General features: G+C 59.6%; 12 protein-coding genes. 7 read left to right on the top strand and 5 right to left on the bottom strand.

The window, feature by feature from the left end:
* Positions 1-2: 2 nt before the first annotated feature.
* Complete coding sequence (locus PFAS1_RS20755) at positions 3-662, bottom strand: GntR family transcriptional regulator (RefSeq protein WP_074875058.1); 660 nt, start codon at positions 660-662, stop codon at positions 3-5.
* Positions 663-928: 266 nt separating this feature from the next.
* On the opposite strand from PFAS1_RS20755, the gene xdhA reads away from it, so the two are divergent.
* The 4 genes from xdhA (at position 929) to guaD (ending at position 7,061) form a co-directional block, all read left to right on the top strand.
* The gene (xdhA, locus tag PFAS1_RS20750; RefSeq protein WP_076030350.1) at positions 929-2,383 is read left to right on the top strand and encodes a xanthine dehydrogenase small subunit; all 1,455 of its coding nucleotides are present in this window, start codon (positions 929-931) and stop codon (positions 2,381-2,383) included.
* Positions 2,376-4,775, top strand: a complete 2,400-nt coding sequence (gene xdhB, locus PFAS1_RS20745; protein ID WP_076030349.1) for a xanthine dehydrogenase molybdopterin binding subunit — start codon at positions 2,376-2,378, stop codon at positions 4,773-4,775. The genes xdhA and xdhB overlap by 8 nt, the downstream gene beginning before the upstream one ends.
* A 115-nt stretch (positions 4,776-4,890) precedes the next feature.
* Entirely contained in the window at positions 4,891-5,748 is an 858-nt protein-coding gene (xdhC, locus tag PFAS1_RS20740; protein WP_074875053.1) for a xanthine dehydrogenase accessory protein XdhC, read from the top strand.
* An 8-nt stretch (positions 5,749-5,756) separates the two neighbouring features.
* Positions 5,757-7,061 (top strand): guanine deaminase, encoded by a 1,305-nt coding sequence (guaD, locus tag PFAS1_RS20735; RefSeq protein WP_076030348.1) that lies wholly within the window; start codon positions 5,757-5,759, stop codon positions 7,059-7,061.
* A gap of 172 nt (positions 7,062-7,233) precedes the next feature.
* Here the strand turns inward: guaD and PFAS1_RS20730 are convergent, their stop codons facing one another.
* Positions 7,234-7,998 carry a GntR family transcriptional regulator gene (locus tag PFAS1_RS20730; RefSeq protein ID WP_008146364.1) on the bottom strand — a complete coding sequence of 255 codons (765 nt, stop codon included), beginning with the start codon at positions 7,996-7,998 and terminating at the stop codon, positions 7,234-7,236.
* A gap of 345 nt (positions 7,999-8,343) precedes the next feature.
* On the opposite strand from PFAS1_RS20730, the gene PFAS1_RS20725 reads away from it, so the two are divergent.
* Positions 8,344-9,534 (top strand): benzoate/H(+) symporter BenE family transporter, encoded by a 1,191-nt coding sequence (locus tag PFAS1_RS20725; protein ID WP_076030347.1) that lies wholly within the window; start codon positions 8,344-8,346, stop codon positions 9,532-9,534.
* A 38-nt stretch (positions 9,535-9,572) separates the two neighbouring features.
* On the opposite strand, the gene PFAS1_RS20720 is transcribed toward PFAS1_RS20725, so the two are convergent.
* Positions 9,573-9,917 (bottom strand): YggL family protein, encoded by a 345-nt coding sequence (locus PFAS1_RS20720; RefSeq protein ID WP_007896965.1) that lies wholly within the window; start codon positions 9,915-9,917, stop codon positions 9,573-9,575.
* Between the two features lie 232 nt (positions 9,918-10,149).
* Here PFAS1_RS20720 and dacB point away from each other — a divergent pair, with 232 nt between their 5' ends.
* Positions 10,150-11,610 (top strand): D-alanyl-D-alanine carboxypeptidase/D-alanyl-D-alanine endopeptidase, encoded by a 1,461-nt coding sequence (gene dacB, locus PFAS1_RS20715; RefSeq protein ID WP_074875047.1) that lies wholly within the window; start codon positions 10,150-10,152, stop codon positions 11,608-11,610.
* Between the two features lie 141 nt (positions 11,611-11,751).
* On the opposite strand, the gene PFAS1_RS20710 is transcribed toward dacB, so the two are convergent.
* Together PFAS1_RS20710 and rlmKL are read right to left on the bottom strand one after the other, a co-directional pair.
* Entirely contained in the window at positions 11,752-14,145 is a 2,394-nt protein-coding gene (locus PFAS1_RS20710) for a sensor domain-containing diguanylate cyclase (RefSeq protein ID WP_076030346.1), read from the bottom strand.
* Between the two features lie 142 nt (positions 14,146-14,287).
* On the bottom strand, positions 14,288-16,558 hold the full coding sequence (gene rlmKL / locus PFAS1_RS20705; RefSeq protein WP_076030345.1) for a bifunctional 23S rRNA (guanine(2069)-N(7))-methyltransferase RlmK/23S rRNA (guanine(2445)-N(2))-methyltransferase RlmL: 2,271 nt from the start codon (positions 16,556-16,558) through the stop codon (positions 14,288-14,290).
* Between the two features lie 531 nt (positions 16,559-17,089).
* Here rlmKL and rmf point away from each other — a divergent pair.
* Positions 17,090-17,305 carry a ribosome modulation factor gene (rmf, locus tag PFAS1_RS20695; protein ID WP_003223300.1) on the top strand — a complete coding sequence of 72 codons (216 nt, stop codon included), beginning with the start codon at positions 17,090-17,092 and terminating at the stop codon, positions 17,303-17,305.
* Positions 17,306-17,315: the final 10 nt, after the last annotated feature.

Below are 17,315 nucleotides of genomic sequence, written 5' to 3'. Positions count from 1 at the left end.
GCTCAGGCGTCCGTCAGGGCAGAAACCACCAGATCACTGCTGCGCTGGGCATACGCCGTCAGCACAATGCGGATCTGCGGAAAATCACGGGCCAGCACGGCGGCGAGCAAACGTTCGAACAGTTCAAGGAACTCGCTCATCGAGGCCTTGCGCTGATCCAGGGCGAGGAAATACGCGCGGCTCATCGCCGGCTGCAGATTCTCGACGGTTTCCTGCAAGTACGGGTTGTTGGCGAACGGGTACGCGGCGCGCATCACACTGAAGCTGTCATCGACAAAGGTGCGAATGTCCTGGCGCTCATAGCTGGCCGTCAGACGCTGCTGGATTTGCACGAACGGCGCCATGTCGGCCTGGACTTGCCAGCCGCTAGCCACTGCATTGCCCAGCAGGATGTAAAGCTCGCTCATCAGCGTGCACAGGCTCTGGACCTTGTGGGCCGTCAGCTCGGTCACATGGGCGCCACGTCGCGGCAGGATCGCGATCAAGTGGCGGCGCTCGAGGATCAGCAAGGCTTCACGGACCGAACCGCGGCTGACATTGAGGGCCAGCGTGACCTTCTGTTCCTGGATGCGCTCCCCGGGCTTCATTTCGCCGCGAATGATACGTTCGGCGAGGTGGTGAGCGATTTGCTCGGCGAGGCTGTCCGGCGCCTTGAACGTCATGGTTGTCCTTCAAACTCTTCGATTTGCACAAGCGGCGCAGTGTAGCGCAATTGATACGACATGGCGGAGTGCCCACTCAGCGGTTTTTGGCACGAATCCAGCAAAAAGCAGGCTATCCCGAGAGGGTCAATAATGAAGGAACGAGTCGTTGATCGACAAAATGCCATTTCCTGACCTTTAAGTCAGAAAATCATTGACCAAAAAGTCAGACCTGATAAATTCGGTTCAAGTCGGTTAACAACAATAATGAGTCTGCGAGGCCTTCCGTGATCCAGTTTTTACTTAACCAGGAACTCCGTAGCGAGCACGCCCTGGACCCAAACCTGACCGTGCTCAATTACCTGCGCGACCATGTGGGCAAACCCGGCACCAAAGAAGGCTGCGCCAGCGGTGACTGCGGCGCCTGCACCGTGGTGGTTGGCGAGCTGCAAACGGATGACGATGGCCGCGAACACATTCGCTATCGCAGCCTCAACTCGTGCCTGACGTTCGTTTCGTCATTGCACGGAAAACAATTGATCAGCGTCGAAGACCTCAAGCACCAAGGCGAGCTGCACAGCGTGCAGAAAGCCATGGTCGAGTGCCACGGTTCGCAATGCGGTTTTTGCACACCCGGTTTCGTCATGTCGCTGTTCGCGCTGCAAAAGAACAGCGATCAACCGGATGCTCATAAAGCTCACGAAGCACTGGCCGGCAACCTCTGTCGCTGCACAGGCTACCGGCCGATTCTGGCGGCCGCCGAACAATCCTGCTGCGGCAAGCAAACGGACCAGTTCGACGCCCGTGAAGCCGACACCATCGCTCGCCTGAAGGCCATCGCCCCCACCGATATCGGCGAACTCAACAGTGGTGACAAACGCTGCCTGGTGCCGCTAACCGTGGCCGATCTGGCTGACCTCTATGACGCCTATCCACAAGCCCGCCTGCTGGCCGGCGGCACGGATCTGGCGCTGGAAGTCACACAGTTCCACCGCACCCTGCCGGTGATGATCTACGTCGGCAATGTCGCCGAGATGAAGCGCATCGAACGCTTTGACGATCGCCTGGAAATCGGCGCCGCCACCACCCTCTCCGATTGCTATGAGGCCTTGAAAGCCGAGTACCCGGACTTCGGCGAACTGCTGCAACGCTTTGCTTCCCTGCAGATCCGCAACCAAGGCACCCTCGGCGGCAACATCGGCAATGCCTCGCCGATCGGTGACTCCCCGCCCCTGCTGATTGCCCTCGGTGCGCAGATCGTTTTGTGCAAAGGCGAAGTCCGCCGCACGATGGCGCTGGAAGATTACTTCATCGATTACCGGGTCACCGCGCGTCAGGAAAGCGAGTTCATCGAAAAGATCATCGTGCCTCGCGCCAGCGCCGAACAACTGTTCCGCGCCTACAAAGTCTCCAAGCGTCTGGACGATGACATTTCCGCCGTTTGCGCCGCGTTCAACCTGCGCATCGACAACGGCGTGATCGCCGACGCTCGCGTAGCGTTCGGCGGCATGGCCGCGATTCCGAAACGTGCGAATAACTGCGAAACGGTGTTGCTCGGCGCGCCATTCAATCACGACACCGTTGAACGCGCCTGTGCTGCACTGGCCGAAGATTTCACACCACTCTCGGATTTCCGCGCCAGCAAGGAATACCGCCTGCTCAGCGCGCAGAACCTGTTGCGTAAATACTTCATCGAACTGCAAACACCGCACATCGAGACTCGGGTGACCGCTTATGTCTAATCATCACGCTGTAGAGAAGACCCAAGCCGAATTGGCTGAACTGTTCGCCAAGGACCTGACCACCGGTGTCGGCCGCAGCGTCAAGCACGACAGCGCTGCCAAGCACGTGTCCGGTGAAGCGCAGTACATCGACGACCGGCTGGAATTTCCGAACCAGTTGCATGTTTACGCACGCCTGTCGGACCGCGCCCACGCAAAAATCATCAGCATCGACACCCAGCCTTGCTACGCCTTCGAAGGTGTGCGCATCGCCATTACTCACGAAGATGTGCCAGGCCTGAAAGACATCGGCCCACTGCTGCCGGGCGACCCATTGCTGGCCATCGATGACGTGCAATTCGTCGGTCAACCGGTACTGGCCGTTGCGGCGAAAGACCTGGAAACCGCACGCAAAGCGGCCATGGCCGCGATCATCGAATACGAAGACCTCGAACCCGTTCTGGACGTGGTTGAAGCCCTGCGCAAACGCCATTTTGTGCTCGACAGCCACACACATCAGCGTGGCGATTCGGCCACTGCGCTTTCTACTGCCGAACATCGCATCCAGGGCACGCTGCACATCGGTGGCCAGGAACACTTCTATCTGGAAACCCAGATCTCTTCGGTGATGCCGACGGAAGACGGCGGCATGATTGTCTACTGCTCGACGCAGAACCCCACCGAAGTGCAGAAGCTCGTCGCCGAAGTGCTCGATGTGTCAATGAACAAAATCGTCGTCGACATGCGCCGCATGGGCGGTGGTTTCGGCGGCAAGGAAACCCAGGCCGCGAGCCCCGCGTGCCTGTGCGCAGTGATCGCGCACCTCACCGGCCAGCCGACCAAGATGCGCCTGCCGCGGGTCGAAGACATGCTGATGACCGGCAAGCGTCACCCGTTCTACATCGAGTACGACGTCGGTTTCGACAACACTGGTCGGCTGCATGGCATTGCCCTGGAATTGGCCGGCAACTGCGGTTGCTCGCCGGACCTCTCGGCATCGATTGTCGACCGCGCGATGTTCCATGCCGACAACTCTTATTACCTGGGCGACGCGACCATCAACGGTCATCGCTGCAAGACCAACACCGCGTCGAATACCGCTTACCGTGGTTTCGGCGGCCCGCAAGGCATGGTCGCCATCGAAGAAGTGATGGACGCCATCGCCCGCCATCTGGGCCTTGATCCGCTGGCGGTGCGCAAGGCCAACTACTACGGCAAGACCGAGCGCAACGTCACCCATTACTACCAGACCGTCGAGCACAACATGCTCGAGGAAATGACCGCCGAACTGGAAGAAAGCAGCCAGTACGCCGAACGCCGCGAAGCGATTCGTCGCTACAACGCCAACAGCCCGATCCTGAAAAAAGGCCTGGCGCTGACCCCGGTGAAATTCGGTATTTCCTTCACCGCCAGCTTCCTCAACCAGGCCGGTGCGCTGATCCACGTCTACACCGACGGCAGCATCCACCTGAACCATGGCGGCACCGAAATGGGCCAAGGCCTGAACACCAAAGTCGCGCAGGTCGTGGCTGAAGTGTTCCAGGTGGAAATGGACCGCGTGCAGATCACCGCGACCAACACCGACAAGGTGCCGAACACCTCGCCGACCGCCGCTTCCAGTGGCGCTGACCTTAACGGTAAGGCCGCGCAAAACGCGGCGGAAATCATCAAGAAACGCTTGGTTGAATTTGCCGCGCGGCAGTACAAAGTCAGCGAAGAAGATGTGGAGTTCCACAACGGCCACGTGCGGGTTCGCGATCATATCCTGACCTTTGAAGCGCTGATCCAGCAGGCGTATTTCGCCCAGGTTTCGCTGTCGAGCACCGGGTTCTACAAGACCCCGAAAATCTTCTACGACCGTAGCCAGGCGCGGGGCCGGCCGTTCTATTACTACGCCTTCGGCGCAGCGTGCTGCGAGGTGATCATCGACACCCTCACCGGCGAGTACAAAATGCTGCGCACCGACATCCTCCACGACGTCGGCGACTCACTGAACCCGGCGATCGACATCGGTCAGGTCGAGGGTGGTTTCATCCAGGGCATGGGGTGGCTGACCATGGAAGAACTGGTGTGGAACAACAAGGGCAAACTGATGACCAACGGCCCGGCCAGCTACAAGATCCCGGCGGTGGCGGACATGCCGCTGGACCTGCGGGTGAAGCTGGTGGAAAACCGTAAAAATCCGGAAGACACGGTGTTCCACTCCAAGGCCGTGGGCGAGCCGCCGTTCATGCTCGGCATCGCGGCGTGGTGTGCGATCAAGGACGCCGTGGCCAGTCTGGGCGACTACAAGCATCAACCAAAAATCGATGCGCCGGCGACACCGGAGCGGGTGTTGTGGGGCTGTGAGCAGATGCGCCAGTTGAAGGCGGCGAAGGCTGTCGAGGCTGAGCCGGAGTTGGCTTCGCTTTAAGACCGAGTCGCGGCCTTCGCGAGCAAGCCCGCTCCCACAAGGATTGCATCGTACCTGTGGGAGCGGGCTTGCTCGCGAAGAGGCCGGAACAGACAACAGAAATGTTGAGGTGAATATGTACAACTGGATCGACGCCCTCGCCGACCTGCAATCCCGGGGTGAACCCTGCGTGTTGGTCACCATCATCGAAGAGCTCGGCTCGACGCCGCGTAACGCCGGCTCGAAGATGGTCATCAGCGCCAACCAGACCTTCGACACCATCGGTGGCGGGCATCTGGAATACAAGGCCATGCAAATCGGCCGCGAGATGCTTGCCAGCGGCAAGCAGGACACGCACCTTGAACGCTTCAGCCTCGGCGCCAGCCTGGGACAATGCTGCGGCGGCGTGACCGTATTGCTGTTCGAACCGATGGGCCAGGTTCAGGCGCAGGTTGCCGTATTCGGTGCCGGCCACGTCGGCCGGGCGCTGGTGCCGCTGCTCGCCAGCCTGCCCTGCCGGGTGCGCTGGATCGATTCGCGGGAAGCCGAATTCCCGGAACAGATCCCCCACGGCGTACGCAAAATCGTCACCGAAGAACCGGTGGACGAAGTCGATGACCTGCCCGCTGGCAGCTACTGCATCGTCATGACCCACAATCACCAGCTCGACCTTGAACTCACCGCCGCGATCCTCAAGCGCAACGACTTCGCCTACTTCGGCCTGATCGGTTCGAAGACCAAACGGGTGAAATTCGAACACCGCTTGCGTGACCGTGGTTTCGACAGCGCCGTGCTGCAACGCATGCGCTGCCCGATGGGCATCGGCGAAGTCAAAGGCAAGTTGCCTGTGGAAATCGCCATCTCTATCGCCGGCGAAATCATCGCCACCTATAACGCCAATTTCGGCCAGCACACCGCCCGCGCCGGATCATCGATCGCCAAACTGCTGCCTGCCTCACGCCGCAACCAGGCTTCGAACCAAGCCACGAATTGAGAACGACAATGCCTTTGACTCGCAAAGCCTACCGCGCCGCCATTTTGCACAGCATCGCCGACCCCGCCGAAGTGGGCATCGAAGCCTCGTATGAGTATTTCGAAGATGGCTTGCTGGTGGTCGATAACGGCCAGATCAGCGCCCTCGGTCACGCCAGCGACTTGCTGCCGACCCTGCCGGCCGATATCCAGATCACGCATTATCAGGACGCGCTGATCACCCCGGGTTTCATCGACACCCACATTCACTTACCGCAAACCGGCATGGTCGGCGCCTACGGCGAACAGCTGCTGGACTGGCTCAACACCTACACCTTCCCGTGCGAAAGCCAGTTTGCCGACAAGGATCACGCTGACGAAGTCGCGGACATTTTCATCAAGGAACTGCTGCGCAACGGCACCACTACGGCCCTGGTGTTCGGCAGCGTGCATCCGCAATCGGTGAACTCGTTCTTTGAAGCCGCCGAACAGCTGGACCTGCGGATGATTGCCGGCAAGGTGATGATGGACCGCAACGCGCCGGACTACCTGACCGACACCGCCGAATCCAGCTACTTCGAAAGCAAGGCGCTGATCGAACGCTGGCACGGCAAGGGTCGCCTGCACTACGCAGTCACCCCGCGCTTCGCCCCGACCAGCACCCCGGAACAGCTGACCCTCGCCGGCCAGTTGCTCAGCGAATTCCCAGACCTGTACATGCAGACCCACATCAGCGAAAACCTCAAGGAAATCGAGTGGGTCAAGGAACTGTTCCCGGAGCGCAAGGGCTACCTGGACGTCTATGACCACTACAAACTGCTCGGCGAACGTTCGGTATTCGCCCACGGCGTGCACCTGTGCGATGACGAATGCGCGCGACTGGCGGAAACCGGCTCGGCGATCGCTTTCTGCCCGACGTCGAACTTCTTCCTCGGCAGCGGTCTGTTCAACCTGCCGATGGCAGAGAAGCACAAGTTGAATGTCGGCATCGGTACGGACGTCGGTGGCGGCACCAGTTTCTCGCTGCTGCAAACGCTGAACGAAGCGTACAAGGTGATGCAGCTGCAAGGTGCGCGACTGAGCCCGTTCAAATCGCTGTACCTGGCAACCCTCGGCGGTGCTCGTGCGCTGCGTCTGGAAGACAAGATCGGCACCCTGCAACCGGGCACTGATGCGGACTTCCTGGTGTTGGACTACAACGCCACACCACTGCTGAGCTATCGCTTGAAGCAGGCCAATAACATTGCCGAGACGTTGTTTGTGTTGATGACGCTGGGGGATGACCGGACGGTGTTGCAGACCTATGCGGCGGGGAATCAGGTGCATCAGCGCTAGTTTTCTTCGGGCATAAAAAATCCCCCGTTCTCTTCAGTCCGGGGGATTGATCGTTCCCACGCTCCGCGTGGGAATGCAGCCCGGGACGCTCCGCGTCCCAATCCAGAACCGAACGCAGAGCGTCCGTTGAGGCATTCCCACGCAGAGCGTGGGAACGATCAGTGTCAGGAAGTCAGAGTTTCGCAGCAGGCCGCCCTGGCTTCTTGGTCTGCAACAAATGCGAGAACACCGCATGCAAATCATCCGACGCGCTCTCTTCGTCGAGGTTGAGTTTGCTGTCGATGTGATCCATGTGATGCATCATCAGGTCCACCGCCAGCTCAGCGTTGCGCGCTTCGATGGCGTCGATCAGCTGGGTGTGCTCGTCGTAGGAACAGTGGGAGCGATTGCCGCTTTCATACTGGGCGATGATCAACGACGTCTGGGACACCAGGCTGCGCTGGAAGCTGATCAACGGCGCGTTTTTCGCCGCTTCGGCCAACTTCAAGTGAAACTCGCCCGATAGACGAATACCGGCGCCGCGATCGCCACGTGAGAAGCTGTCGCGTTCGTCGTTGACCATCTGGCGCAACTCGGCAATCTGCTCGGCAGTGGCGTGCTGCACCGCCAATTCAGTGATCGCACGCTCCACCAGACGCCGGGCCATGAACACCTGGCGAGCCTCTTCGACACTCGGGCTGGCCACGACAGCGCCACGGTTCGGCCGCAACAGCACGACGCCTTCATGGGCCAGGCGCGACAGCGCGCGGCGAATGATGGTGCGACTGACCCCGAAAATTTCCCCCAGCGCTTCTTCGCTCAACTTGGTACCGGGCGCCAGACGCTGTTCGAGGATGGCCTCGAAAATATGCGCGTAGACGATATCGTCCTGGGTACCGCTGCGGCCGGCTTTGCCTGCTCGCGGTTGTTTCTTGAGGGGTTGCAACTGTTCGTTCATGGGCACTCGAGTCGGAAGAACTGCGGCGAATTGACCGTGACTGTAATACGGCACAGTGGGTCGCTGGCAAGTATCGCGTAAAAAACACCGCGATTGTACACAATGGACAGTGGCAACACGACTGTACGGCTGTTTGTCACTTCCGCTGTATTGCAACGATTCCTTACGTTTGAGTTTAGGCTTGAACGCAGAATCCGCCGCCCTGTGGGAGCGGGCTTGCTCGCGAAAGCGGTGTGTCAGTCGACATCTGCTTCTACAGACCCACCGCTTTCGCGAGCAAGCCCGCTCCCACCATGGTTCTGTGTTGTGGCGGCTATCTTCATCTGTATAAGGAACACCGCTGTCATGAACGACGCCACGCACACGCAGATCCGCCCTTTTGCCGATACGTCGCCTTCTGCGATCGTCGCCGGCTTCATTGCGATGATGACCGGTTACACCAGCTCGCTGGTCCTGATGTTCCAGGCCGGGCAAGCGGCGGGGCTGACCAGCGGGCAGATTTCCTCGTGGATCTGGGCGATCTCGATTGGCATGGCGGTGTGTTCGATCGGCCTGTCTCTGCGTTATCGCACACCGATCACCATCGCCTGGTCGACACCCGGCGCGGCGTTGCTGATCACCAGTCTGGGCGGCGTGAGCTACGGCGAAGCCATCGGCGCCTACATTACCTGCGCAGTGCTGGTAACGATTTGTGGCCTGACCGGCAGCTTCGAACGGCTGATGAAAAAGATTCCAGCGTCATTGGCCGCGGCCCTGCTGGCGGGAATTCTGTTCAAGATCGGCAGCGAAATCTTCGTCGCCGCGCAGCACCGCACCGCACTGGTGCTGGGCATGTTCTTCACTTATCTGGTGGTCAAACGCCTGTCGCCGCGTTATGCCGTTCTCGCCGCGCTATTGATCGGGACGGCACTTTCCGGGCTCATGGGCCTGCTGGATTTCAGCGGTTTTCATCTGGAAGTGGCGACGCCGGTCTGGACCACGCCACACTTCTCCTTCGCCGCGACCATCAGCATCGGTATTCCGCTGTTTGTCGTAGCAATGACCTCGCAGAACATGCCCGGCATCGCCGTATTGCGCGCCGACGGTTATACCGTACCGGCTTCACCGCTGATCACCACCACAGGCATCGCTTCATTGCTGCTGGCACCGTTCGGTTCCCACGGGATCAACCTGGCAGCCATCAGCGCGGCAATTTGCACCGGGCCGCATGCCCATGAGGATCGCAACAAACGCTATACGGCGGCCGTGTGGTGCGGGATTTTCTACGGGATTGCCGGGGTGTTCGGCGCGACACTGGCGGCACTGTTTGCCGCGCTGCCGAAAGAACTGGTGCTGTCGATAGCGGCACTGGCGTTGTTTGGCTCGATCATCAATGGCTTGAGCATCGCCATGAGCGAAGTGAAGGAACGTGAAGCGGCGCTGATTACCTTTATGGTCACGGCGTCGGGGCTGACGCTGTTTTCCATCGGTTCGGCGTTCTGGGGGATTGTGGCGGGGGTTCTAACGATGGTGATTCTGAATTGGCGCAAGGCATAAAAAAACGGCGACCCTTGGGTCGCCGTTTTCTTACAACATCAAGCTACCGGATTGATCGGCTTTTCCGGGTACCAGACGTCGATCAGCGGGCTGACAGTCGCTTCGGTCAATTCGCTGCGGCCTTTGAGCCAGGCTTCAACAGCGGCACGCTGCTCTTCGGACACAGAGCCACGCTTCTGCAGGCAAACCAGACCGAAGTCGTCGCCGCCAACATAGCCCAGACCGTTGGCTTCCATGGCTTCTTTGAGGAACGCGTCGAGGAAAGCATCAATGGCTTCATCAGCCAAATCTTCTTTGAAATCCAGGTTCAGTTCGAAACCCAGCTCTTGAAATTCATCGACGCACAGTTTTTTGCGCAGACGCTGGGAACGGTTAGTCGCCATTGGAACAATCCTCATAAGTAATAACGGGCGGCACTTTAGCAGTTTAAGGCGCCGATTGCCCGTTTCTCTGGGCTGCAAGCCCTACCGTCGGTAAAAAATAGCGGATTGGAAGGCCAGCGCACGGCACAAGCCGCTACACCTTGGGGCATAATGCCGACACTTTCATGACCACTGAGGGAATTTATCTTCATGCCCTCGTCTTTTTCCCCTCGGCTGTAGGGTTTTATTTCAGATGATCAAATCTTTGCGTCCACTGTTACTGGCCGGTTTTCTGCTCCCACTGGCCTTCTCTGTTTCCGCCGCCCAGATCAATACCGCGCTGTCGCCCAACGTTGAAAAAGCCCTCAAGGCCAGCAAAATGCAGGACAACGCCCTGTCGCTGGTGATGATCCCGCTCAACGGCCCTGGCACCCCGACGATTTTCAACGCTGACGTCTCCGTCAATCCGGCCTCGACCATGAAACTGGTCACCACGTACGCGGCACTGGAAATGCTTGGCCCGAACCACCAGTGGAAAACCGAGTTCTACACCGACGGTACGCTCAGCGGCGGCATCCTCAACGGCAACCTCTACCTCAAGGGTGGCGGCGATCCGAAGCTGAACATGGAAAAACTCTGGTTGCTGATGCGTGACCTGCGCGCCAACGGGGTGACGCAAATCACCGGCGATCTGGTGCTGGACCGCAATTTCTTCGCACAACCGCAATTGCCGCAGTTCAACGACGACGGCAATGACGATAACAAGCCGTTCCTGGTCAAACCTGACGCGCTGATGGTCAATCTCAAGGCCCTGCGCTTTGTGGCGCGCAACGACAACGGCCGGGTGCTGGTGTCGGTGGAACCGCCGATTGCCAGCATTCGCATCGAAAACCAGGTCAAAGCCGTCAATTCCAAGCAATGCACCGGTGGCGTGCGTTACAACCCGGTGACCCAGCCCGATGGCAGCGTGACCGTGACGGTTGGCGGCCAGTTGGGCGAGGGTTGCAGCTCCCAGACTTACCTGTCGCTGCTCGACCACGCGACTTACACCGCAGGCGCCGTACGAGCGATCTGGAAGGAACTGGGCGGCAGCATTCAGGGCGTGGACCGTATGGCGCCAACACCCAAAGGCGCCAAGGTCCTGGCTCGGGCTTTCTCGCCGGACCTGGCGGAAATCATCCGCGACATCAACAAATACAGTAACAACACCATGGCCCAGCAACTGTTCCTGAGCCTGGGTGCGCAGTACCGCACCGAGGCCGACGGTGACGATGCCAAGGCTGCACAGCGTGTCGTGCGTCAGTGGCTGGCGAAGAAAGGCATCACCGCGCCGCACCTGGTGATGGAGAACGGTTCCGGCCTGTCCCGTGCCGAACGCGTGAGTGCGCGTGAGTTGGCCGGCATGCTGCAAGCGGCCTGGAAAAGCCCGTATTCGGCCGAGTTCATCAGTTCGATGCCGATTGCCGGCACCGACGGCACCATGCGCAAACGCCTGAAGACCACGGCGATGCGTGGTGAAGCGCACATCAAGACCGGCACCCTCAATACCGTGCGGGCGATTGCCGGTTTCAGCCGCGACATCAACGGCAATACCTGGGCGGTCGTGGCGATCCTCAACGACAAGGCACCGTTTGGCGCGTCGTCGGTACTGGATCAGGTGCTGCTGGACCTGTATCGCCAACCGAAACTGCCGCAAACGGCTTCGGTGCTCTAACCCGATCTACAAAACACCACAGAACCAATTGTGGGAGCGGGCTTGCTCGCGAAGGGGCCATCAGATTCAACATCTATGTTGACTGACACATCGCCTTCGCGAGCAAGCCCGCTCCCACATTGATCGTGTGCATCCAGCCCGTTAGTTCATCTCTCCTTCTACCCGATCCCGTCCGGCCTGTTTCGCCGCATAAACCCCCGAATCCGCCCGCAGCAGCAGGGCATCCGCGCCCTCCCCGACTCGCCAACTGGCAATCCCGAAACTGGCGGTCACTGTCCCGACGCCTTCGATCGGCGAACCGCGCAAACCTTGCCACAGCTGCAAGGCCAGGACATGGGCATGCTCGCCGCTGATGTCCGGGCACAGCACCATGAATTCCTCGCCACCCAGGCGACAGAACACGTCGGTGCGTCGCAGCCGATGGCTGATGCGTTCGCACACAATCTGCAACACCCGATCGCCGACCGCATGGCCATGCTGGTCATTGATGCGTTTGAAGTGGTCGATATCGAGCATGATCACCGACAATTCGCCGCCACCGCGTTCGACCCGGACCATTTCCGTGGTCAGGCGCTCCTGGAAATAGCGACGGTTGTGGATGCCGGTCAGAGAGTCGGTGATCGATAGCGCCCGCAGTTCTTCTTCCACCCGTTTCAAGTCGGAGATGTCCGAGATGTAGCCGTGCCAGAGCACGCCGCCACCGGGCAATTCCTCCGGTGTCGCCTCGCCACGAACCCAACGCAGGCCGCGCAGGGGTAATTGCACGCGGTATTCCTCGCGCCAGGGGCTGAGGGTATCCGCCGACGCCCGGATCGAAGCGCGGACCCGGGTGCTGTCCTGCGGATGAATCCGCGTGAAAATCGCTTCGGCGTTGAGCAACAGCACGTCGGGCTCGAGTTCGTAGATCTCGCGAATACCGTCGCTGGCGTAGATCACGCTGAAACGCCCATCGAACTCCATCTTGAATTGGTAGATCCCGCCAGGCACATGAGCGCTGAGTTTCTTCAACAACAGGTCCCGTGCCGCCAGGGCCTCGTGGACCCGCTTGCGCTCGGTGATGTCAATACAGATCGCCAGGTGCCCGACCCACAAGCCTTGCTCGTCGAGGACCGGGGTCGCCAGCATGTTCACCGTCAAATGGCTGCCATCGCTACGCAGCAGCGTCCATTCTCGTGCTTCATGTCCGCCCTCCTCGCCGCCCTCTACCAACATCGCCTGACAGGTCGGAATCGGCTTGCCATAGCGCGCGCTCAACTCCGCCGAACGTGCCACGAGCTCTCGGGGCAGGTGCAGGTTTTCCAGGGTCATGTGGCCGACCACCTCGGTGCTGGTGTAGCCAAGCATTTGTTCGGCCCCGGCATTAAAAGTACTGATAACCCCGCGCAGGTCAGTGGCGATGATCGCCACTTGGGTCGCGGCATTCAGCACGCCACGCAACTGCCCATGGGTGCCGCGTAGCTCCTGCTCGCGGGCGTGCAGTTCCTGGGTCCGTTGCTCGACCATTTTCAGCGCCCGTTGACGCTGACTGACCAGCACATAGAGCAAGGCACTGAGCAACAGACTGAGTAAACCACCCAGCACCACCAGAGAGGACACCGAAGAGTGATTGGCTTTCAGGAAGGCATCGCTGGGCTGAATGTCGACTTGATAGTCATGGTCGGCAAGCCGCAGCAGCCGGGTCGCGGCCAACTCACTGGGGGGCGACGTGTTGGGGGACTCATAAAGCACTTCGTGCTGATCGTCTGTGGATAAGTCGAGAATGCGCACCGAAAGATAGTCACGGCCAGCCTCCGGCAGCCCGTCCGCCAACAACTGATGCATGCTGATCACGGCCATGACATAGCCGTAAGGTTTCGACCCCGCCGGACTATTGCGCATCAACACCGGTGCGACCAGCAATACGCCGCGGGCATAGGCCGGTTCGATACTGACCAGATGCATTGGTTGCGATACCGCCATGCCGCCGTGCTGACCGGCCCGTTCAAGGGTGGCACGGCGCAAGGGTTGAGCCCACAAGTCGTAGCCCAGCGGCGAGCCGAGTTTACTTTGGGTCTGGCTATACAGCACCGCCACGTACTCATCCCGTTCGGCCGCCAGTTGCAGTTGGCCGTCGGCATTGAGTTCGCGCAGAGTGAAGTCGGGTAAACCCTCGGCCCGCACCTGGCGTTCAAATTCCGCCCGTTCGGCACCGGTTATCCGCTTGGCGAAGGAATATGCCTGGGTCCGGTGCAGCAGCGGTTGGGTGTAGCCGTCGAACTCCGCGCGGGAGACCGAATCGGAATTGGCAAAGAACCGGCGCAGGCCATCGAGGCGCTGCTCCTGATCTTCGAAGCGTTCTTCGATACGGCTGTAACGTTCACTGGCCAGCAGTTGGAAACGTTGCCGCAATTGATGGTGGAACAGATTCAGCGTCGACCACGCCAGCAATCCGGTGAGAATCCCGCCGACAACCAATACCAGCAGTGCGACCAGCCAGGCCGAGGCATCTTCACTGATAAAACCCAGGATTTTCGGGCGCACGGCGTGTAACGACATAGACGCAACTCAAAACGCCAGGTGCGGGAAAGCCCATTGGCCATGGATTGAGTTATAGCTATTAGCCATCAATTTGACCAGCCCAGAAAGAAGCCAAGAGCCTTTAAAAATCAAGGCTCTGTGGATCCAATTCCTTCAAGTGTCAACGAGCCGTGATTTTCCAGGCACGGTGGATTTTGCCATTACGGGCGAAATCCGGATCGATGGTCTGGGCGGTGATTTCCTCGACCGCATAACGCTCGGTGAGGTTTTCCTCGAGCTGGAACTTGCGGAAGTTGTTGGAGAAATACAACACCCCGCCCGGGGCCAGGCGCGCCATGGCCAGGTCGATCAATTGCACCTGGTCACGCTGCACATCAAAGATCCCTTCCATGCGCTTGGAGTTGGAGAACGTCGGCGGATCGATGAAGATCAGGTCGAATTCGTCACGGCAGGCATCGAGCCAGGCCATCACGTCGCCCTGCTCCAGACGGTTCTTCTCGGAGAAACCGTTCAGCGACAGGTTGCGACGCGCCCAGTCCAGATAGGTTTTCGACAGGTCGACGCTGGTGGTGCTGCGCGCGCCGCCCTTGGCTGCATGAACACTGGCGGTTGCGGTGTAGCTGTACAGGTTGAGGAAGCGCTTGCCGGCGGCCTCTTTCTGAATCCGCATGCGCATTGGCCGGTGATCGAGGAACAGCCCGGTGTCGAGGTAATCGGTGAGGTTGACCAGCAGCTTCACGCCGCCTTCATTGACCTCGACGAACTTGCCCTGTGCCGCTTGGCGTTCGTACTGCTTGGTGCCGCTCTGACGCTCGCGACGCTTGACCACCACACGGCTCTTGTCGATGTTCAGGGCCTGCGGAATGGCGGCCAGGGCATCGAACATGCGCGCCGAGGCTTTTTCCGGATCGATGGATTTCGGCGCGGCGTATTCCTGGACGTGGACCCAATCCTGATACAGGTCGATGGCCATCGAGTATTCCGGCATGTCGGCATCGTAGACGCGGTAGCAGTCGATGCCTTCACGCTTGACCCATTTGCCCAGGGCCTTGAGGTTCTTTTGCAGGCGGTTGGCAAACATCTGCCCGCCTTCACTCAAGCGCGGCTGCTCGATCACCACCGGGGCCGGTTTGATCGGGTTGCCGTTCTTGTTGTACTTCTCGTACTTGCCCGGTGCCACGTCGTTGTCTGCGACTTCGACTTCGGCTTGCTCGCGCTCGACCTGACGCTGTTCCGGAGTGCGACGTTCGCCAGTGACGAACTGGTCCGGCGTGACTTTGATCAGCAACAACTTGCACGGCAACGCACCGTTCCAGAACGAATACTGTTTGTGGCTGCGGATGCCCATGCGCTTGCCCAGGTCCGGGGCGCCGGTGAATACCGCGGCTTCCCAGTTCAAGCAGGCCTGTCGTAGACGTTCGCCGAGGTTCTGGTAGAGATAGAGCAAGCTCGCTTCATCACCCAGACGTTCGCCGTACGGCGGGTTGCAGATCACCAGGCCTTTCTGGTTCTGGTCCGGACGTGGCTCGAACGTCCCGACTTCGCCCTGGTAGATCTTGATCCACTCGCTCAGGCCGGCACGTTCAACGTTGTTGCGGCCCGGTTGAATCAGGCGCGGATCGGCTTCGTAACCGCGAATCCACAGCGGTGGCTTGGCCAGACCGGCCGCGCAACGCTCAGTGGCTTCTTCGTGAAGCTTTTTCCACAGCGCCGGGACGTGACCGAGCCAGGCGGTGAAGCCCCACTGCTCGCGACGCAGGTTCGGCGCCATGTCGGCGGCGATCATCGCGGCTTCGACGAGGAACGTACCGACACCGCACATCGGGTCAGCCAGCGCGCCGCCCTCGGCCGCAATACGTGGCCAGCCGGAACGGATAAGAATTGCTGCCGCGAGGTTTTCCTTCAGCGGCGCTGCGCCCTGCTGCAAGCGATAGCCACGCTGGTGCAGGCTGTGGCCGGAGAGGTCGAGGGACAGGATCGCTTCGCCGCGGTCCAGACGCAGGTGAATGCGCAGGTCCGGGTTGAGCTTGTCGATGGACGGACGATCGCCCTGTGGCGTGCGCAGTTTGTCGACGATGGCGTCCTTGACCTTCAAGGCGCCGAAGTGAGTGTTGTCGATGCCCGAGCCGTGACCGCTGAACTCAACGGCCAGAGTGCCGTCATTGAGCATGTGGTCTTGCCACTCGATATCCAGCACGCCGTGGTACAGGTCTTCGGCGTCCTTCATCGGGAACCGCTTGAGTACCAGCAGCACCCGGTTCGCCAGACGCGACCACAGGCACAGGCGATAAGCGGTTTCCATGGTGGCCATGCCGCGCACGGCAGAGGTGTGCTCACGCGCTTCTTCAAGGCCAAGCCCGACGGCTTCCTCGATGAGCAGGCCTTCAAGGCCTTTAGGGCAAGTGAGGAAGATTTCGAATTGATCGGACATTGGAATTTCAGAGCCTTTCGCTAAGTGAACCGGCAACGCATTGCCGGCCCGGTTTTCAATCAGGCGCTTTTCTAAAAGAGCGCCCGCGTGGCACGAAGGTGTGCCGTCCCATCCCTGCAAGCTCGGGTTAAAAGAGCTTAGATGCAAAGACAGATAAAAAAGTTGATGCAATAAAATGTCATAAGTCGACCCTTCGTCGAATAATGCCTCACTGCAACGCGAGCCATTCTCAGCAAAGGATTAACCCCATCATCCAGCGTGGGGCTGATCATACCGGGGTTTTGCCAATAAACACGGGACAACATGGTGTTACTTATCGCCATACCATCTTTATCGTTACGTCCTTATGACAAAACGATCATTCCCTCGATGTGACGCATTGGTTAGAACTCAACACAGGTTGACGCCGCAATGACGTCAACACCTTGGCTCGCGACGCCGGCAGCGAGCCCCAACGGCAGGAGTTTTTTCTGCCAGACCTCGATTGAGGTCAACGCGATAAATACAGTCAACAAGTGAGGGCAACACCCTATGAGAAGACTTAAGCGTGATCCGTTGGAAAGAGCATTTTTGCGCGGATATCAATATGGCGTTGGTGGCAAATCCCGCGAGCTTTGCCCATTTACTCTACCGTCGGTACGCCAAGCCTGGATTAACGGCTGGCGAGAAGGACGCGGCGACAACTGGGACGGTATGACCGGCACTGCGGGAATCCATAGACTCAACGAACTTCACGCCGTCGGCTAATACAGGGCAC

The sequence above is a fragment of the Pseudomonas frederiksbergensis genome, assembly GCF_001952935.1.
Taxonomy (GTDB): Bacteria; Pseudomonadota; Gammaproteobacteria; order Pseudomonadales; family Pseudomonadaceae; genus Aquipseudomonas; species Aquipseudomonas frederiksbergensis.
The sequence above is the reverse complement of the archived record's forward strand: the minus strand, read 5'-3'. Positions and strand labels throughout refer to the sequence as shown.